At 53.8% G+C, this 17,042-nt stretch carries 23 protein-coding genes; 9 read left to right on the forward strand and 14 right to left on the reverse strand.

Translation table 11 applies throughout. The features are described from left to right. From fliM to fliR, 6 genes are read left to right on the forward strand one after another with little or no spacing between them, the layout of a single operon-like run. Nucleotides 1-1,083, forward strand: a complete 1,083-nt coding sequence (fliM, locus tag IDSA_RS07195) for a flagellar motor switch protein FliM (RefSeq protein ID WP_034775516.1) — start codon at nt 1-3, stop codon at nt 1,081-1,083. After that, nucleotides 1,076-1,489: a flagellar motor switch protein FliN gene (fliN, locus tag IDSA_RS07200; RefSeq protein ID WP_034775518.1), complete on the forward strand. Its 414-nt coding sequence runs from the start codon at nt 1,076-1,078 to the stop codon at nt 1,487-1,489. The genes fliM and fliN overlap by 8 nt, the downstream gene beginning before the upstream one ends. After that, entirely contained in the window at nt 1,486-1,860 is a 375-nt protein-coding gene (gene fliO / locus IDSA_RS07205; protein WP_034775520.1) for a flagellar biosynthetic protein FliO, read from the forward strand. The genes fliN and fliO overlap by 4 nt, the downstream gene beginning before the upstream one ends. After that, complete coding sequence (gene fliP, locus IDSA_RS07210) at nt 1,860-2,594, forward strand: flagellar type III secretion system pore protein FliP (RefSeq protein WP_034775522.1); 735 nt, start codon at nt 1,860-1,862, stop codon at nt 2,592-2,594. Before fliO ends, fliP begins: the two co-directional genes overlap by 1 nt. Before the next feature lie 9 nt (nt 2,595-2,603). Next, entirely contained in the window at nt 2,604-2,873 is a 270-nt protein-coding gene (gene fliQ, locus IDSA_RS07215) for a flagellar biosynthesis protein FliQ (protein ID WP_034775523.1), read from the forward strand. A gap of 13 nt (nt 2,874-2,886) precedes the next feature. Further along, entirely contained in the window at nt 2,887-3,666 is a 780-nt protein-coding gene (gene fliR / locus IDSA_RS07220) for a flagellar biosynthetic protein FliR (RefSeq protein WP_034775525.1), read from the forward strand. Nucleotides 3,667-3,683: 17 nt separating this feature from the next. Here fliR and flgL read toward each other — a convergent pair whose 3' ends face one another. The 11 genes from flgL to flgB all read right to left on the reverse strand — a co-directional run bounded on the left by flgL (nt 3,684) and on the right by flgB (nt 12,965). Next, complete coding sequence (flgL, locus tag IDSA_RS07225; RefSeq protein ID WP_034775527.1) at nt 3,684-4,883, reverse strand: flagellar hook-associated protein FlgL; 1,200 nt, start codon at nt 4,881-4,883, stop codon at nt 3,684-3,686. Between the two features lie 18 nt (nt 4,884-4,901). Next, nucleotides 4,902-6,506, reverse strand: coding sequence for a flagellar hook-associated protein FlgK (flgK, locus tag IDSA_RS07230; protein ID WP_034775529.1), 1,605 nt, complete (start codon nt 6,504-6,506; stop codon nt 4,902-4,904). Nucleotides 6,507-6,567: 61 nt separating this feature from the next. After that, on the reverse strand, nt 6,568-6,864 hold the full coding sequence (locus IDSA_RS07235) for a rod-binding protein (RefSeq protein ID WP_034775530.1): 297 nt from the start codon (nt 6,862-6,864) through the stop codon (nt 6,568-6,570). Further along, a complete protein-coding gene (locus IDSA_RS07240; protein WP_034775532.1) occupies nt 6,864-7,964 on the reverse strand; it encodes a flagellar basal body P-ring protein FlgI in 1,101 nt (366 codons plus the stop codon). Before IDSA_RS07240 ends, IDSA_RS07235 begins: the two co-directional genes overlap by 1 nt. 29 nt (nt 7,965-7,993) lie before the next feature. Beyond that, nucleotides 7,994-8,626 carry a flagellar basal body L-ring protein FlgH gene (locus IDSA_RS07245; protein WP_232221278.1) on the reverse strand — a complete coding sequence of 211 codons (633 nt, stop codon included), beginning with the start codon at nt 8,624-8,626 and terminating at the stop codon, nt 7,994-7,996. 38 nt (nt 8,627-8,664) lie between these two features. Next, nucleotides 8,665-9,447 (reverse strand): flagellar basal-body rod protein FlgG, encoded by a 783-nt coding sequence (flgG, locus tag IDSA_RS07250; RefSeq protein WP_034775535.1) that lies wholly within the window; start codon nt 9,445-9,447, stop codon nt 8,665-8,667. 14 nt (nt 9,448-9,461) lie between these two features. Then, the gene (locus IDSA_RS07255) at nt 9,462-10,205 is read right to left on the reverse strand and encodes a flagellar basal body rod protein FlgF (protein ID WP_034775537.1); all 744 of its coding nucleotides are present in this window, start codon (nt 10,203-10,205) and stop codon (nt 9,462-9,464) included. A gap of 16 nt (nt 10,206-10,221) precedes the next feature. Next, entirely contained in the window at nt 10,222-11,406 is a 1,185-nt protein-coding gene (gene flgE, locus IDSA_RS07260; protein WP_034775539.1) for a flagellar hook protein FlgE, read from the reverse strand. 36 nt (nt 11,407-11,442) lie between these two features. Then, a complete protein-coding gene (locus tag IDSA_RS07265) occupies nt 11,443-12,111 on the reverse strand; it encodes a flagellar hook assembly protein FlgD (protein WP_034775541.1) in 669 nt (222 codons plus the stop codon). Between the two features lie 12 nt (nt 12,112-12,123). Beyond that, nucleotides 12,124-12,528, reverse strand: a complete 405-nt coding sequence (flgC, locus tag IDSA_RS07270; protein ID WP_034775543.1) for a flagellar basal body rod protein FlgC — start codon at nt 12,526-12,528, stop codon at nt 12,124-12,126. A 26-nt stretch (nt 12,529-12,554) separates the two neighbouring features. Continuing rightward, nucleotides 12,555-12,965 carry a flagellar basal body rod protein FlgB gene (flgB, locus tag IDSA_RS07275; protein WP_034775545.1) on the reverse strand — a complete coding sequence of 137 codons (411 nt, stop codon included), beginning with the start codon at nt 12,963-12,965 and terminating at the stop codon, nt 12,555-12,557. 152 nt (nt 12,966-13,117) lie between these two features. Here flgB and flgA point away from each other — a divergent pair, with 152 nt between their 5' ends. From flgA to IDSA_RS07290, 3 genes are all read left to right on the forward strand, one after another. Further along, on the forward strand, nt 13,118-13,816 hold the full coding sequence (gene flgA, locus IDSA_RS07280) for a flagellar basal body P-ring formation chaperone FlgA (protein WP_034775546.1): 699 nt from the start codon (nt 13,118-13,120) through the stop codon (nt 13,814-13,816). Nucleotides 13,817-13,884: 68 nt separating this feature from the next. Continuing rightward, entirely contained in the window at nt 13,885-14,181 is a 297-nt protein-coding gene (gene flgM, locus IDSA_RS07285) for a flagellar biosynthesis anti-sigma factor FlgM (RefSeq protein ID WP_034775548.1), read from the forward strand. 6 nt (nt 14,182-14,187) lie between these two features. Next, entirely contained in the window at nt 14,188-14,640 is a 453-nt protein-coding gene (locus tag IDSA_RS07290; protein WP_034775550.1) for a flagella synthesis protein FlgN, read from the forward strand. A gap of 1 nt (nt 14,641) precedes the next feature. Here the strand turns inward: IDSA_RS07290 and IDSA_RS07295 are convergent, their stop codons facing one another. From IDSA_RS07295 to IDSA_RS07305, 3 genes are read right to left on the reverse strand one after another with little or no spacing between them, the layout of a single operon-like run. Then, the gene (locus tag IDSA_RS07295; protein ID WP_051986159.1) at nt 14,642-15,454 is read right to left on the reverse strand and encodes a S1/P1 nuclease; all 813 of its coding nucleotides are present in this window, start codon (nt 15,452-15,454) and stop codon (nt 14,642-14,644) included. After that, nucleotides 15,454-16,572, reverse strand: a complete 1,119-nt coding sequence (locus tag IDSA_RS07300) for a PQQ-dependent sugar dehydrogenase (RefSeq protein ID WP_034775552.1) — start codon at nt 16,570-16,572, stop codon at nt 15,454-15,456. Before IDSA_RS07300 ends, IDSA_RS07295 begins: the two co-directional genes overlap by 1 nt. Next, nucleotides 16,569-17,027: a hypothetical protein gene (locus tag IDSA_RS07305; RefSeq protein WP_051986160.1), complete on the reverse strand. Its 459-nt coding sequence runs from the start codon at nt 17,025-17,027 to the stop codon at nt 16,569-16,571. The genes IDSA_RS07300 and IDSA_RS07305 overlap by 4 nt, the downstream gene beginning before the upstream one ends. Between the last annotated feature and the right edge of the window lie 15 nt (nt 17,028-17,042).

Consider the following 17,042-nt stretch of genomic DNA (forward strand, 5'->3'; position numbering starts at 1 on the left):
ATGAGTAGTGATAACCACTTAAGTCAGGACGAGCTCGATGCCTTGTTAAGCGGCGTTGCCGCTGAGCCCGAAGCTGATGAAGAAGCCCTTGATATCGAAACAACTGAAGATGTGAATCCGGTTGATGCGCCGCCGCGCCAGCCAAAAGCGAAAAGCAAACCACGGCAACGGCCCTTTGACCCGGCCTCACAGAATCGCGTAGTGCGGGAACGCCTGCATACCCTGGAAGTCATTAACGAGCGGTTCGCCCGGCAGTTCCGGATGAATTTATTTAACTTGTTGCGACGCAACGCCGACATTAGCGTCGAGTCGGTTCGCTATCAGCGCTTCAGTGATTTTGCCGATGCCACGCCATCGCCGACCAACCTGAATATTATCGCCATGAAGCCATTGCGCGGCAGCGCGCTGGTGGTGTTTCCGCATCCTATGGTGTCGATGATTGTCGAGAACCTGTTCGGCGGTGATGGCCGCTTTATGACGCGCAACGAAGCGCGCGAATTTACCGGCACCGAGCAACGTATTATCAACCGGGTCCTGAACCTGGCTATCGACGCCTATCAGGAATCCTGGCGCGCGGTACATCCGCTGGAGATCACCTTTATTCGTTCAGAGATGCAGCCAAAGTTTGCCGCAATTACCAGTTCACCGAGTGAAATCGTCGTAACCACGACGTTTCATCTGGAAGTGGGTCAATTAGAAAGCAACTTTAAGATTTGCATGCCCTACTCGATGGTCGAGCCGTTGCGCGATAAGTTAACCAACTTGCGGGCTGATACGGGTTACAGCAACGATAAAGCCTGGCGTGAGCGTATTTCCCATGAACTTAAGTCATCGACCATCGAACTGGTCGCTGATTTTCTTGATATTCCATTGCGCTTACCGCAAGTCATGTCCTTGAAGCCGGGCGACGTCATCCCGGTAGAGCTGCCTGACACGGTAACCGCAACCGTTAATTCATTACCCGTACTGGAATGCGAATTTGGCAGCGTAAATGACCACCGCGCCCTCAAAGTGAAGCATTTATTAGAAAATCATCAATTTCCAACTGCGGTGCTGCGTACCAAGGAGTCCGACCATGACTAATAAAGACCAAGACCAGTCCCCCGCTGACCAGGATCAGGATCCATGGGCCGATGCGCTCGCCGAAGAACAACAGGCCGCGCCCACCAGTGACAGCCAGAAGGTTTTTAAGCCGCTGGATAATACAGCGGCCGCCGGCGGCACCATGAATGATCTGGATATTATTATGGATATCCCGGTTAAATTAAGTGTGGAACTCGGCCGTACCCGCATCACCATCAAGCAGCTACTGGAACTGGCACAAGGTTCTGTCGTCGAGCTCGATGGCTTAGCTGGTGAGCCAATGGATATTCTGATCAACGGCTATTTGATCGCCCAGGGCGAAGTGGTGGTGCTTGATGATAAATACGGCATCCGGATCACCGAAATCGTAACGCCATCCGAACGTGTCCAGAAGCTGAACCGATGAACGCAACCGAAGCTCCTGAGCTGACCGGAGGCCTTGAATTATTTGGCCAGGTCGCTTTGATTTTAATCTTTATTATCCTGGTCATCTTAGGCTGCGCCTGGTTGTTCCGGCGGTTTTCCGGCGTTGCCCAGGCCGCCGGCGGATTACTGAAAGTAGTCGGCAGCGTTGGCGTCGGCCAGCGTGAGCGGGTGGTTATTGTCAGTGTTGGCGACACCTGGTTGGTACTGGGTGTCGCCAGCGGTCAGGTGCGCAAGCTTCACGAAATGCCCGCGCAACAGCCACCAGCCAAAGAAGACAGCCAGGGCTTTGCCCGGCGCTTCCAGCAAGCCCTGAATAAGCAGCTAAATAATAAGAGTGGAAGTTCAGAATAATGCGTATTCTTATTATTGCTTTACTGGTGCTGTTATTCCCCGCCGAACTTTTAGCGCAGAGCATTCCCGGCATTATCAGCGAGCCAACGCCGGACGGCGGGCAAAAATGGTCGCTGCCGCTGCAAACCTTAATCTTGCTGACCAGCCTGGCCTTTATTCCGGCTATGATCCTGATGATGACCTGCTTTATCCGGCTCATTATTGTGTTCAGCCTGCTGCGAACGGCTATCGGTACCCAGTCGGCGCCGCCAAACCAGGTGTTGCTGGGGCTATCGTTATTCCTGACATTTTTCATTATGGCACCGGTGTTTAATCAGATTTACGACACCGCCTGGATCCCATTAAGCAACGATACCATCGATTTGACGCAGTTCTTTTCGCTGGCCTCTGAGCCCTTGCGCGAATTCATGATGGCGCAGACTCGTGAACCCGATCTGGCTCTGTTTGCCGGGCTGGCCAATGTTGGCCCGCTACAGAGCCCCGACGACGTGCCCTTTTACGTACTGGTGCCCTCTTTTGTAACCAGCGAACTGAAAACCGCCTTTCAGATCGGTTTCACTATTTTTATTCCGTTTCTAATCATCGACCTGGTGGTTGCCAGTGTGCTGATGGCATTGGGTATGATGATGGTACCGCCGGCAACGATCTCGCTGCCCTTTAAGCTGATGCTGTTCGTGCTGGTCGATGGCTGGGAACTGCTGATCGGCTCACTGGCGAGAAGCTTCTATGTGTAGGGCTAAGCCATGACGCCAGAAACAGTAATGACCATCGCCTATCAGGCGATGCAGGTTTGTTTGTTCCTGGCCGGTCCACTGCTGCTGACGGCACTGCTGCTGGGTTTACTTATCAGTCTGTTTCAGGCGGCCACCCAGATTAACGAAATGACGTTGTCATTTATTCCGAAAATTCTGGGTGTTATTGCCGTGCTGGTCGCCATCGGACCCTATTTACTGCAGCTTATCGTCGACTTTACCCGGCGTTTATTCACCAATATCCCGATCATGATCCAGTGACGGGCCGCTACCGATGCTGACCCTCACTTTTGCTCAACTTGAACACTGGATCAGCTTGTTCCTGTGGCCTTTTTGCCGGTTCAGCGGGCTGCTACTGATCGCGCCGGTGCTGAGTCATTCCAGCCTGCCCCGACAAATTAAACTGGGGCTGGCGCTGATATTTACCGTGGTCATCAGCCCGTTACTGCCGCCGTTGCCAGATGTGCCGTTGTTTTCCTGGGCCAGTTTCGGAATTATCGTTGAGCAGTTACTGATAGGCGCTGCTATCGGCCTGGTGATGCAGGTTATTTTTGCCGCCATACAGGCCGCTGGTGAGTTTATCGGCTTACAGATGGGCCTGGCCTTCGCTACCTTTTTCTCGCCCGATAGCGGCGCCAACACGATGATTCTTTCACGGCTGCTTTATGTGTTCGCTATGCTGATGTTTCTAGCGATTGATGGCCATCTGATTCTGCTCGAAGTTCTGGCGCGTTCCTTCATCATGCTGCCAATCGGCACCATAGGGATGAACGCCGATGCCTTCGACCTGATTGCGCGCTTTGGTGCTGTGGTGTTCAGTGCGGGGATTTTGCTGGCATTGCCGGTATTTGGCGCCCTGCTGATCGTTAACCTGACCCTGGGTATTCTGAACCGCTCAGCACCTCAGTTAACCGTATTTTCGATTGGCTTCCCGATGTCGCTAACCCTGGGGCTGGTGTTGCTTATGGTGCTGATGACCGAGCTGGGAACTTATATGCAGCGGATGTTCCATGTGGGTCTGGATATGGTCGAAAAAGTTCTGGTCACCCTCTGAGGCAAAACTACCCGCGCTTAACGCAGGTAGTTGAACAAACTTAAATCCTTCACTTTAGCAAACGACTGCTGCGCTGCCTGCAAACCAACCATCCGCATGCTGTACTCAGACGCCGCCTCGACATAGTTTAGATCGACCAGATCAGACATCGCCTGTTTATAACCGATCATTCGGTTGGCCGATATCGCATCCAAGGTATCAAGCTCATTAAAACGGGCGCCGACTTCGGCCCGAACCGTAAGTACGTTATCCAGCCCATTGTCGAGCTCATTCATAACAACATTGACGGTATTTCTTAAGTTTGCCTTATCTGAATCCGTTAGCGCCGGGGTATCTAAGGCCGTTATAGCCCGCTCAAAGGTTCTGAAAATATCTGTATTGCCCTGCTCGGCCGGCGCAATACGAAGTGTATCCCCAACTGCTGGCTGCCCTTCCAGGCGAACCCTCAGGCCACCAACCTCAATATCTTGCGGCGCGTTATAAGCTACTGCTGCACCACCATTAACTGAATAGGTTGGTGCGGCTGCCGTACCGCCAAAGTTTACATCAAAAGCCTGCCCGAACTGCGGATCAGAAGGGTCCAGAATCTCAACCGCGCCAAACGTCATGGTGCCCCCATTCGCCGGGCTCGCATCCACAAGGTAACCAGCGCTACTATGCACCTGGCGAAAAATCTCGTCCCCGGTATGGCCGGTTGCCATCAACCGGTCAGCATCAACCCGTTGCTCTCTGATTTCGGTACTACCGTTAAAACTGACTGAGCCATCGGGCTGGCGGACAAACGGAGCGGTGTCATCCTGGTAGCCGCCAAACAGATACCGGCCATTGCCATCGCCGCTGTTTGCCAGGCCGACAAGTGACTCGTATAAACTTTTTAGCTCGCTACCAACGGAGGATCGGTCGGCGTCACCCAGCGTACCATTAGCTGCTTGCACCATCAGCGTCTTCGCGCGGCTATAAATCTCGGTAACGCTGTTGAGTACGCTTTCTTCCTGACCCAGCGAGTTCCTAACGCCAATACGTGCATCAACGAACTGCTGGGTAACGGCCTGTGACTGGCTTAACGCCACGGCTTGCGTCATTGCCTGTGGATCATCAGAAATCGTCGTCACGCGTTTGCCGCTGGCAATTTGCTGGCCAACTTTCATAACGTCTGCCTGCTGCTTATTCATTGATGAGGTGTGCTGATTATAAATCGTTATGGTACTAATGCGCATAAGGCTACTCCGCAAGGGTTAACGCAGGCTCAAAATCGTATCGAGGATGGTGGATCCGGTTTCGATTACTTTGGCATTGGCCTGATAATATTGCTGATAACGGATCAGGTTGGCCGCTTCCTCATCGAGATTGACCCCTGACTCTGATTGCTGCAGGGCATTAAGCTGATCAGTAAGCCCTTGTTGTGCGGCAAAGTTCGCCTGCACTACGCTCATCTGGTTACCGGCGGTGCTAATCATCCCGCCGTAGGCCTGATTGAAGGTCGCATTACCCTGCACCAGTCGCTGATTCTGAAGCTCCAACAGTGCCAGTGCATTCCGGTTATCACCCGTGCTATTCGATTGCGCTGCCGCAAGCTCAGAGCCCTCGGTAACGAGTAGTTCGAACTGATTGACGACATTATTAAGCGGTTCCACCCGAAACCTGTCACCTATAGCAGGGGTCCCGGACAACGTAACGTCCATGCCGCCAAAACTGAGACTATTGGTAGCGGCATCGAATGTCGCTTCCACGGGTTTGCCGTTATCCCGACGCGTCACTGCATAGCCGCCATCACCATAGCGTATATCAAAGCCCGTGGTCATCAGGCTGCTGGTATCAGTAATACTAACTGCAGCTTCGACACCGCCGGTATTGCGGGTATTACTAAACGCGCTTGGGGCACCAATCCCGAATAAGGCGCCGCCTGGCTGCTGCTTAAGATCAACACCTTGTTGGTGAACTTCATTGAACGCCGAGGCCAGCGAATAGGCAAGCTGACCTAACTGGTTTTGCATTTTATCAAGGCTTTCGCTGCGAAATTCAAGTAGTCCGCTTAGCTTACCCCGTTTAAAATGGTCCTCCGCCAGCTCACGCGAATTACCCGATCCATCAACGTAAGACACCATGGTCCGGGTTGGATCTGCCTGCCCCGCTTCTGCGCGCAACTGATATTGTGTGCCTGAGGAAACCAACGGCAGGCCGTTACCTAAAGCGACTGTATAAGAGCCTGAATCTTGCTCATTCACCCGGATATCGATCCGCTGGCTTAGTTCGTGCACCAGATTGTCGCGCTGGTTCAAAAGGCTGTTCGGTGCATTGCCTTCGCTGCCTCGTGCGAGTTGAATTTCATCGTTCAGGCGAGCTATCTGCGTGGTCAGACTATTGATCCCGGTAACTTCCTGAGAAATCTGCTCATTAACACCGCGGCCAATATCGTCCAGATAATTACCGAAAGAGCTGAACTGCGAAACCATGGTACTGGCGGTCCCAATCACGCCCTGCCGGGCCGCCGGATCGCCCGGATTACTTGCCATCTGACCGATCGAACTGAAAAATTTCTGCATCAGCGGCGCCAGCCCGGCTTCATCATCTGACAGTAAATTATCAATCTGCCTGAGTTGGGTGCCATAGGTGTCCAGAGATGCCAGTGAGCCACTGGCCGCATTCAGGCGGGTTGCGACAAACTGATTGAATTGCCGCTGCACATCATTCACTTTTACGCCATCGCCGTTATTTTCGCCAAGTAGCACCACTTCGCGGTTATAGCCCGGCGTATACACATTACTGATGTTGCCACTGGTGGCATGCAGTGCGGTTTGTGCTGCATGCAGGCCACTCAGGCCGATGGAAAAAATACTCATGAATATACCCTCTGATGATACCCCTGATTATCGGCATCACAGCCCTGAACTTGAGCCTTATTCACGGCTTTTGCTGAAGCTGGGCAAATAGTCTGTCGGCTAAACCAATACCCTTGCTGGCAAGTTCAGATGACATCTGTTGATCGAACATTTCGGTATAGGTTTTCATCGCATTACTGTTAAAAAATACGGAATCGCCGCCTGCTTCGCGCATGGACTTCATCATCTGCTGCAAAAACAAGGCTTCAAACTGTGTGGCAGCTGCCTTAGCGGCTTCCTCAGGTCGGTGCTGGCTATCTGTTTTCAGCTGCGCCAGTTGCTGGGTATCCATCGCCAACCCGGTTATAGTGCTACTCATCAGATAATCTCCAGCTTGGCGCGCAGCGCACCCGAAGCTTCCAGCGCCTGTAGAATAGCCATCAGGTCAGATGGCGTCGCACCCAGGTTATTCAGCGCCTGCACCACCTGCATCAGCTCGGTGCCTTCTACCACTTGCAGTGAAGCTTCTTCCTGCTGAATCTCAATATCCGCTACTTCCGCTACCACGGTATCGCCGCCACTGAATGGCGGTGGCTGGCTGACTACTGGTCGGCGGGTAATAGTGACTGAAAGATTACCGTGAGCAACAGCAGCCTGACGCAAACGCACCGACCCGTTGAGTACGATCGAGCCGGTGCGCGAATTCAGTACCACAAGGGCGGTCGCATCGGCCGGATTCACTTCAATATTCTCAATACGCGCCATAAAGCGCACCCGTTCATTAGCGGTCGCGGGGCCGTCCAGCGTAATGGTGCCGCCATTTATAGCCTGCGCCACCTGGTAGCCGAATTCCTCGTTGATCCGCTCTACTGCCCGCAATGCCGTGGTAAAGTCAGCTTCTTTAAGGTTAAGTTCCAGGATCCCCTGGCTGCGGCCCAGGTCCAGATCGACCGCGCGCTCTATCGTGGCCCCGCCGGAAATCCGGCCGGCCGCCTGATGGTTGATTACTGCGGACGAGCCCTGCGCTTCGGCAACGATACCGTTAATCAGCAGATTGCCCTGCGCCAGCGCATACACGTTGCCATCGGCACCTTTCAGCGGTGCCATCAATAAGGTACCGCCACGCAGGCTGCGGGCGTTACCAATAGATGAAACAACCACATCTACTTGCTGGCCGGGTCGTGCAAACGCAGGCACTTTAGCCGTTACAATGACGCCTGCCACGTTGCGCAACTGCATATTAGTGCCGGGCGGAATGGAGACCCCAAGCTGGGTGAGCATATTGGTCATGCTTTGTCCGGTAAACGGCGCCTGCATGGTCTGGTCGCCAGTGCCATCAAGGCCAACCACCAAGCCGTAACCCACCAGATCATTGGTTCGTACGCCAGCAAAACTGGCAATATCTTTCAACCGTTCGGCAGCCATCGCCGTACCGCTGAGAAGCATTGCTAACAAGCTAATTAGTGCTACACCACGCATTGCGCTCACTCCTGTATTCCTGACGCGGCCTAAAACGGCGCAATTTTGTTGAAGAATCGCTGTAACCAGCCCATCCGCTGCGCTTCGTTAATGTAGCCACCGCCCAGATACTCAAGCCGGGCATCAGCGACTGCCGTCGACACCACATTGTTCAGGCCGTTAATATTGCGCGGATCTACAGTACCGGAGAACCGGATGACTTCGGTACCCTGGTTAATGGCGATTTGTTTCTCACCCCGCACTCGCAGATTACCGTTATAGAGAACTTCCATCACGGTGACCGTAATGGTGCCCGAAAAGCGGTTATTAGCGCTGGAGTTACCGCCACCGCTGAACTCGTTATCGCTGCTGACGGTAAAACCATATTCTGCCAATTGCTCAAGCGCATCCGGTAGGCCTTCAAGGTCAACCCCCATCGAGCTGCTGCGACTGGCCTGGCTTGCTGAACTTTTGGTAGCATTAACTTCTTCTTCAAGCACTATGGTGAGAATATCGCCCACCCGCCGCGGACGTTGATCCTCGAATAAAGGGATATAACCCCGGCTGGCCTGGTAAATCGCGCCATTGGGCTCGCCAGCGGCTGGCTGCGGTACCGTAACCGGCTGATAAGGCTCAACCAGTACCGGATCAGGAACATTGCTACAGGCCGATACCCCGCTCACAATAAGCGCCAGAAATAGCCAATGCCCGCATCTGTTCATCATAACTGCCCTAAGCGTCCCAGCATTTCATCGCTGGTCTGTACCGCGCGACTGTTGATTTCATAGGCGCGCTGGGTCTGGATCATGTTGACCATCTCTTCGACAACATTCACGTTGGATGCTTCAACAAAGCCCTGATACAGCGTGCCGGTACCGTTCATGCCCGGCAGTGACTCCGTAGGCGCACCAGAAGAAGCTGTTTCGACGTAGAGATTGCCGCCGACCGCTTCCAGGCCGGTTTCGTTCATAAAGGTAGCGAGGCTGATCTGACCAACCTGCTGGTTATCAGCAACGCCCGGCTGTTTAACCGTAACGATACCGTCTTCACCAATAGTTACGCTCATGGCATTGGCCGGCAGGAAAATGGCTGGTTCCAGCGGATGACCGTTGGCAGTCACCATCTGACCATCTTCATTCACCTGAAAGCTACCATCCCGGGTATAGGCTATGTTGCCGTCCGGCATCAGCACCTGGAAAAACCCTTTGCCGCTGATCGCCAAATCCCGGGAGTTTTCGGTGTTATTCAAATTACCCTGAGTATGTAACCGCTCAGTAGCTACGGCCCGCACGCCGGTACCGGTCTGTAAACCTGACGGCAGCGCATCCTGGGCATTATTCATGGCTCCGGGCTGACGCATGTTCTGATAAAGCAAATCTTCAAAAACCGCGCGCGAGCGCTTGAAGCCAGTGGTATTGACGTTAGCCAGGTTGTTGGTGATCACATCCAGCTGTTGCTGTTGTGCGCTTAACCCGGTTTTTGCCGTCCATAATGATTTAATCATAACTTAACCCCTGCTTAGCCTCTTACCGACAGCAGGCTATTGGCCTGCTTCGCGGTTTCATCGGCTTTATTAATAAAGTTCATCTGCATTTCATAGCGGCGTTGGTTATCGATCATCGCGACCATGGCATCGACCGCGCTGACATTACTGCCTTCCAGCGCGCCGGAGCGAAGCTGCGCCGTTTCATCCTGCGGCAATACCGCATTGTTGATCCCGCGGAACCAGCCATCTTCACCACGCTCAAGTAGTTGCGCCTCGCCCACGGTAACCAGCTTCAGCCGCTCCAGCGGTACCAGCTCATCTGGGTCTGCGCCCAGGCCAATACCGCTGATGGTGCCATCGTTACCAATCGATAATTGCGTACCCAGGGGTACCATCACCGGACCACCCTGACCAAGCACCGTCATGCCCTGCACTTTCAGTACGCCCTGGGCGTCAACCTGCAAATCGCCCCGACGGGTATAGGCTTCACCAGCGGGCGTCTGCACTGCCAGCCAGGCATTGCCCTGCATAGCAACATCAAGCTCACGCTCGGTGGTCTGTACCGGGCCGGCTGTGGTATCAAACAAACCGGTACCAGTAGCCGTTGCCACCCGGGTCTCATGCACGCCCGGGCCATTAACCGGCACCGCACGCGCTGCGGCTAACTGCCCCCGAAAGCCGCTGGTGGAAACATTGGCCAGATTGTTGGTAATAACGGTCTGTTCGTCGAGCGTTGAACGGGCGCCGTTCATTCCGGTATATAAGATGGCATCCATAGCGAATTCCTAACTATTAACGAAGGTTCATCGTAGTCTGCAGGGCTTCATCCTGCGACTTGATGCTCTGCGCATTCGCCTGGTAGTTACGCTGGGCAATAATCATAGCGACCAGTTCCTGGGTCAGATCCACGTTCGACGCTTCCACAGCGCCGGACATAATCGAGCCAAACTGCCCAACACCGGCGGTAGCTACTATGGCCGGACCGGATTTCGTAGTTTCGATAAAGGCGTTATCACCAACTGGCTGCAAGCCTTCCATGCTCTGAAAATTGGCTAACGCGATGGTACCCAGAATGCGCTGTTGCTCGTTGGAATAAGTACCGACCACTTCGCCGGCATCACTTATCCTGACCTGCATCAGCGTACCCGAGCCATAGCCATTCTGAGAAACACTGCTTAGTTCAAAGGTATTGGAAAACTGCGTGGTGTTGTTCAGATTTAAAGCCACCGACATCGGGTTAGCGCCGCCACCCGGGTTAAACGTAAAGCCGCCCAGATTGGCGGTATTAATCATTACGCCGTTGCCATTGAATTCTGCCGTACCCACTTCCGGTGCCATTCCCCCGTCAGAACCGACCCGAATTTCCCATTGATTGGCTCCGACCTTTGAAAAATACATTTGCGCTTGTTGTGGGTTACCCAACGAATCAAACATGGTCACGCTGTTTGAATAGGAGTAGGTATTCACATCGGTTGGATCGAAAGTAACAGTCGCCGGATCCAGAATTGGCGTGGCCGCATCCAGATTGAAAGTTGCGCTAATCTGAGTCGACGCACTTGCTGCCAGGCCTTGCGCCGGAACCTGCAGAACCTGCGGCTGCCCGCCAACGTCCACACCATCTGGGTAGCCCGTTAACCGTGCGCCCTGCACGTTTACAATGTAGCCATCTTTATCCATGCTCAGCTGACCGTTGCGGGAATACTGAACCTGACCACCCTGGTCAAAACGGAACATGCCCTTACCGCTAATAGCCAGATCCATAGAGCGATTGGTGGTTTCGAGGTTACCTTCGCTGAAATCCTGTAGTACCGCGGCAACCCGGGTACCTAAACCGACCTGAGCATTGGCATAAATGTCAGAAAACTGCGCCCGGGCGCTTTTAAAACCCACAATCTGTGAGTTAGCAATGTTGTTACTGATCACGTCAAGGTTAACTGCTGCAGCGCGTAATCCTGAAAGTGCTTGTGAAAAACCCATGATGAGCTCCTTAGTTTTTGTAAGTGATCACGCTGATCAAATAATTTGCCGGATATCTTCAAGCCGCACCGGCTCAAATATTCCGCCTAAATCGAGGCGCAGGCCATCAGCGGTATTACTCACCGCCATCACCTGAGCATAATTAAGCTGTTTAAAGCTGACTGCCTCGCCGTTGTTAGCGGCTTCGACGCTAAATTTGTATGAACCCGCCGGTGCTGGGCTACCATCATCCATAACACCGTCCCAGACAAATGACTGCGAGCCACTGCCCACCTGGTCAAAATTAAGCTGGCGAACCGGCACACCAGAGTTATTGTAAATAGTGACCTTTACATCGCCCGCCGGAGCATCAAGCTCAATACCAAATGGCGTGGTCTGGCCGCTCTCGCCAACCATTAACTTATCGCCTGGCACCAGCACGGCCTTTCCGATCAGCCCGGCCGCCTGCATGGCCTTGGCAGCATCCATCTGACCATTTATCGTCTGCATGGTGTCGTTCAATGACTCGATACCGCTGACGGTATTGATCTGCGCCAACTGCGAGGTCATCTCGTTGTTTTCCATCGGGTTCAACGGATCCTGGTTGCGTAGCTGCGTAACCAGCAAGGTCATGAAGTTATCGCGCATCTCGGCACTGTTGGAAGCCACCCCGCCATTGGGATTGCGATTTATCTGGTTCAGTACTGCCGTATCTATAGTGCTCATAAATTAACGTCCTCAGCCTTTGCCAATCGTCAGGGTGCGCATCATCAAGTCTTTACTGGTATTGAGTATTTCGACGTTGGCCTGATACGAACGCGATGCAGAAATCATGTTCACCATTTCGCCAACCGGATCGACGTTCGACATGGTCACATAGCCCTGTTCGTCAGCAAGTGGATGGCCGGGCTGATATTCGGTGCGTCCGGGCGCATCCGATTCAATGACCTGCTGCACTCTTACGCTGCTCATGCCGTTCGCCTGCAGCTGTTGCTCAAAAATAACTTGTTTGGCCCGGTAGGCTTCGCCATTAGGACCGCTCACACTGTTCGCGTTCGCCATGTTACTTGCGGCTACGTTCATGCGCTGTGACTGCGCTGCCAGGGCTGATCCGGCAATATCGAAAATCGAAAAGTTAGCCATAGTGATGTGCTCCGTTCCGGCTACTGTTATTGTTCTGGCTGCATGGCTTTACGCATACCAGTGATCCGGTCATCGAGAAACTGAATATCCGCCTGATAACGCATCGAGTTATCGAGAAACTGCGTGCGTTCAATATCCATTTCGACCGTATTACCATCCATTCTGGACTGCGAGGGCGTGCGGTATTGCATATGTGGTGCCACACCATTATTGCTGCCTGTACTCAGATGGCCGCTGCTGGTAGTGGCTAATTTCAGGCCACCACCGGATTGTGCCGCCGTCGCACGCTTGAGTTCGGCAGCGAAATTGAAATCCTGGGCTTTATAGTTTGGTGTATCGGCGTTGGCGATGTTGCCGGACAGGACTTCGTGCCGCTGCGCGCGGAGCGCCAGTGCCTGTTGCTGAAACTGCAATGCATTGCTTAATTTGTCGATCATAATGCAGACCCTCCTCTACACCATGAAGATTACTGCTACCCGGAGCAATACAAAGCAAAGAAAAAGCGGCTTTTAGTGCGCCATTTCTGCCCTTGGCTGGTTGCGTCGCTGGTTATAATCTGGGCATAAGAGATAATCCAGATGGAATTCATATGCGTTTTTCTGCTTTATTACTGCTATTGGGTCTGTTGCTCACTACCACTGTGTCCGCGCCGGCGGCAGCAGCTGATCAGCCCTGGCTGGCGGCGGTTAAACAAGTTATCGCTGAGCGCATACCGGAACATTACCTTGATCACCAGGTCACGTTGCTCAGTAACGAGCGAACCCGCGAGCAGTTGACCGGGTGCCGTAAGCCCGTCGCTTTTCTTAACCATATTCCGGAACAGATGGTGGGCCGACTGGTGGTCAGTGTCACCTGTGACGCCAGTTCGCGCCAGCACCTGGTGCAGATTGAAGTGGACGCCACTGTGGATTATCTGGTGACAGCGCGGGAGCTGACCCGGGGCCAAACCCTGGCTCAGGCTGATGTCGAAGTGAAGCGTGGCCAGCTAAGTGATTTACCGCGCCATACGATGTTGGCGGCTGAGCCGCTCAGAGGTCAGCAACTCCGACGTAATCTTAGTGCTGGTACGCCGCTACAGAGTAATCTGCTGGAACAGCTCAGGCTGGTAAATTTTGGTGATGAAGTCACTATTACTGCGGCCGGCAAAGGCTTTTCAATACAGCGAACGGGGAAGTCGCTGGATACTGGCGCAGCCGGTGATATAATCAGGGTCAAAGTAGATAACCGGCTGGTCCTGCGCGTTGAAGTAACAGGCCCGCGGCAAGCTCGTCCAGCCGGCACCCGGTAATAAGACTAAAGTATTTTTCGTAATTGCCGATAATCTTGTTAGCAAACAAATTTACGAGGTAGCTCACTGTGAAAGTGAATGGATTTCAACCACCTAATAGCGTAAGCCAGACTGAGCAAAATCGCTCGTCGCAGGCCACCCGCAATACGTCGGCAGCTGACAAGAGTAAGGCTACCGGGGCCCAGGGCGATGTGGTCACGCATTTCAGCCAGTTGCCTCAGGATGCCAGTCAGGATATCGATATGGCGCGCGTTGAAGAATTGCGCGAAGCGATTCGCGACGGTCGTCTGTCGATGAATACGGAAAATATCGCCGAGTCATTGCTACGCAGCATGACTGACGGTCTTACCGGCGAAGCTGAATAATCCCTGATGAGTCTGCCCCGGCTGTTAGAACAACAATGTGATCGCCTGAGCCGGCTATTCGATGAGCTGGAGCAGGAACAACGCCTGCTAGGTGATGGCGCCATTGACGGCGAGCGCCTGCAACAGATTGCTCAGGCCAAGCGCCAGCTCCATGACGAATTAGAGCGAGCAGAACAGCTCCGCCGTGACGCGCAGATTAAATTAGGTTATAGCGATGACGCAGCTGGCGCACGCCGGGCTGCCGACCAGGCCAACTGCCTGCCGGTCTGGAATCAACTGATAGACCTGGCCGATCGTACCGCCCGGCTGAATAGCCTCAATGGCGAATTAATTCAACACCGCCTGCATCATAACCAGCACATGCTTAATATTCTGCGCGATGCTGCCGGTGGCGGCAGCCTTTATGGTGCCGATGGCAGCCAGCCGCGCACCCCCCAGCGGATCAGTTCAAAAGCCTGACTTAGTCTTTCCCCTGGTATAAATAATCCAGCACTGCGGCTAAGCGCTGCGCGCCTTTTTGCAGGCGCCGCTCCAACACCGGACCGTATTGGTCCGTATAGCTGTCATCAAGCTGCTGGTATTTACTGAAGTCCGTATAGACCCCGCGGGTAACAGCTGCTGACTCATTGGCCCATGCTAACACCGTCTCCCGGTCCAGTTGCACTTCATGAGCGAGGGGGCTGATACCATCGAGTAACGCCGCAACTTTGCCCGTTAGCGGCTCAATATCGCGTTTACTCAACATGCCACTGTCCCACACCCAGTGCAGATTAGCCGGCTCACCGTAAAACTCGAGCTGCGCGCGATTACCACCCAAATCATCGGCATAACTAACATGTAACGGTTGGTGCAAATCACCGATAAAATGCGCAAGAAAAGCCAGCGAGGTCCAGCTGTCGCGATTATGCTCAAGCACATTATAGTGATGCATGATGGCCGACAAAATACAGCCCTGCGAAGGGCAGTCGAGTTCGGTGACCTTATCCGCGGTGCGGGCAAAATTCACATAATGGTGCGGGCTCGCATAGTCCCAGCGGTCATCACTCTTAATATGGTCCGCCCAGTTGCAGATGCTCGCGAAATTCTCGTAATCGGGATGCGCGTCTGCCATTTCATCAAGCTTCTGCTGAGTCGCCGGCTGGCTCAGTTCATATGCCATCTGGCAAAAGAGCTCGTGACCGGATCCACCGTAAGCTTTCGCCGCAGGCACCAGTACCACCACCAACACCAGGCCGGACAACGCCGGACCGAACCAGGCCAACATATTTCTCATCAGTCAGTACCTTTTTGGGTGATCCGCAGCAGTGCTGCATTGTCGCTGTCAGTGAGTACATACACCGCGCCATCGCGGCCTACATGCACGGCCCGCAGGCGCGCGCCGTACTCATTGAGCAATTCTTCGGTCAGCTGCCATTCACCGCTGGCATCCTGGCTAAAACGCTGCAGGCGGCGTCCGACCAGATGCGCCACCAGCAAGTCACCATGCCAGCCTTCCAGCGCATGGCCGCTGTATAACGCCAAACCTGCGGGTGCCAGTGACGGGGTCCAGTGATACAGGGGCGATACCAGCCCCGGCAAATCGTCAAAGGGCGTGACCCTGGCGCCGCTATAATCGATGCCATAACTTACCAGTGGCCAGCCATAGTTCTTGCCAGCGATAATCTTATTGAGCTCATCGCCACCACGCGGACCGTGTTCGTGCTGCCACACAGCGTCACGCACGGGATCATACACCAGGCCCTGCACATTGCGGTGCCCATAGCTGTATATTTCCGGTGCTTGTTTATGCAGATAGGGATTATCATCCGGCACGCGTCCATCCGCATGAATACGTACAATAGTGCCAAGATGATTATCCAGATTTTGCGCCTGCTCGCGATAATCGAAACCATCACCCAAACCGATGAGCAAGGTACCATCGGCCAGCCAGGTCATGCGTCCGCCATAATGTGACGCGCCCGCCTTTTTGGGTTGGGCCGTAAAAATCATCTGCAGATCGGTCAGCCGGTAGGGTCGATCTTCAGGGATAATGCCGCGTACCACACAGGTATTATTGGCATCCCCGGTACCGCAGGCATAGCTGACCACCACCGCCCGGGTATTATCAAAATCAGGCGTCAGCTGCAGCTCAAACAAGCCTGCCTGGCTCTCGACATAAAGGTCAGGAAACTCGGCTGCAACTGCTGTCACGACCCCTGCAGCCGTAACGTGCTTTAGCCCACCGCTGCGCTCAGTCACCAACCAGCCGCCTTCGGGCAGGCTGGCTATCGACCAGGGATAATGCAATCCGGTCACGACTTCTTCGGCCTGATAATTATTTTCGGCAACTTGCGCGTGGCCCGGCAGCACGGTAAGCAACGACAGTAATGCCGCGGTGACCACAGTTTTCATGCAACAGGCTCCTTCAGTTCATAACGACGCGGATTCCAGAGCCTGTCAAAAACCCAGCCAGCAAGTACCCCGGTAAGACTCATCAGCACGAAGCCAAAAAGCGTCCGGTTCGCGGCAATTAAGGTCGGCATAGGTACCAGCGCGTCGACCACGGAAAAGGCAACGGCCAGCCCGACACCGCCGGCAGCCATAAATAACCAGCGCTCGTAGCTTGGCCAGCGTTGGGCCAGAAAGTACGCGACGGGGAAGGCTATCAGTAATGCTGCCAATAAAATTACAGCGATTGTCGGCGAAAAATGAATAATATCGTGGATTATCGTCGAAATCCGGGTGTTGATGTCGATATCCAGGGTAAGTTCGGACAGCGCTGCCAGGTTAAACTGGGTCTGAATGACGCTGGCTACCAGCGCCGCGGCGATAATCGCAATAATAAAGGCCAGAATAGTACGCAGCATAGTCGTGAATCTCCG

This window comes from Pseudidiomarina salinarum (genome assembly GCF_000753715.1).
Lineage (GTDB): Bacteria > Pseudomonadota > Gammaproteobacteria > Enterobacterales > Alteromonadaceae > Pseudidiomarina > Pseudidiomarina salinarum.

Bases quoted from the DNA above. Each gene is read 5' to 3' on its own strand.
- fliN (WP_034775518.1), top strand. From the start codon at position 1,076: ATGACTAATAAAGACCAAGACCAGTCCCCCGCTGACCAGGATCAGGAT.
- fliM (WP_034775516.1), top strand. From the start codon at position 1: ATGAGTAGTGATAACCACTTAAGTCAGGACGAGCTCGATGCCTTGTTA.
- IDSA_RS07240 (WP_034775532.1), bottom strand. From the start codon at position 7,964: ATGCGTGGTGTAGCACTAATTAGCTTGTTAGCAATGCTTCTCAGCGGT.
- IDSA_RS07265 (WP_034775541.1), bottom strand. From the start codon at position 12,111: ATGAGCACTATAGATACGGCAGTACTGAACCAGATAAATCGCAATCCC.
- flgK (WP_034775529.1), bottom strand. From the start codon at position 6,506: ATGAGTATTTTTTCCATCGGCCTGAGTGGCCTGCATGCAGCACAAACC.
- IDSA_RS07255 (WP_034775537.1), bottom strand. From the start codon at position 10,205: ATGGATGCCATCTTATATACCGGAATGAACGGCGCCCGTTCAACGCTC.
- fliR (WP_034775525.1), top strand. From the start codon at position 2,887: ATGCTGACCCTCACTTTTGCTCAACTTGAACACTGGATCAGCTTGTTC.
- IDSA_RS07295 (WP_051986159.1), bottom strand. From the start codon at position 15,454: ATGAGAAATATGTTGGCCTGGTTCGGTCCGGCGTTGTCCGGCCTGGTG.
- IDSA_RS07235 (WP_034775530.1), bottom strand. From the start codon at position 6,864: ATGAGTAGCACTATAACCGGGTTGGCGATGGATACCCAGCAACTGGCG.
- fliQ (WP_034775523.1), top strand. From the start codon at position 2,604: ATGACGCCAGAAACAGTAATGACCATCGCCTATCAGGCGATGCAGGTT.
- flgB (WP_034775545.1), bottom strand. From the start codon at position 12,965: ATGATCGACAAATTAAGCAATGCATTGCAGTTTCAGCAACAGGCACTG.
- flgG (WP_034775535.1), bottom strand. From the start codon at position 9,447: ATGATTAAATCATTATGGACGGCAAAAACCGGGTTAAGCGCACAACAG.
- IDSA_RS07290 (WP_034775550.1), top strand. From the start codon at position 14,188: ATGAGTCTGCCCCGGCTGTTAGAACAACAATGTGATCGCCTGAGCCGG.
- flgA (WP_034775546.1), top strand. From the start codon at position 13,118: ATGCGTTTTTCTGCTTTATTACTGCTATTGGGTCTGTTGCTCACTACC.
- flgL (WP_034775527.1), bottom strand. From the start codon at position 4,883: ATGCGCATTAGTACCATAACGATTTATAATCAGCACACCTCATCAATG.
- fliO (WP_034775520.1), top strand. From the start codon at position 1,486: ATGAACGCAACCGAAGCTCCTGAGCTGACCGGAGGCCTTGAATTATTT.
- IDSA_RS07300 (WP_034775552.1), bottom strand. From the start codon at position 16,572: ATGAAAACTGTGGTCACCGCGGCATTACTGTCGTTGCTTACCGTGCTG.
- fliP (WP_034775522.1), top strand. From the start codon at position 1,860: ATGCGTATTCTTATTATTGCTTTACTGGTGCTGTTATTCCCCGCCGAA.
- flgE (WP_034775539.1), bottom strand. From the start codon at position 11,406: ATGGGTTTTTCACAAGCACTTTCAGGATTACGCGCTGCAGCAGTTAAC.
- IDSA_RS07305 (WP_051986160.1), bottom strand. From the start codon at position 17,027: ATGCTGCGTACTATTCTGGCCTTTATTATTGCGATTATCGCCGCGGCG.
- flgC (WP_034775543.1), bottom strand. From the start codon at position 12,528: ATGGCTAACTTTTCGATTTTCGATATTGCCGGATCAGCCCTGGCAGCG.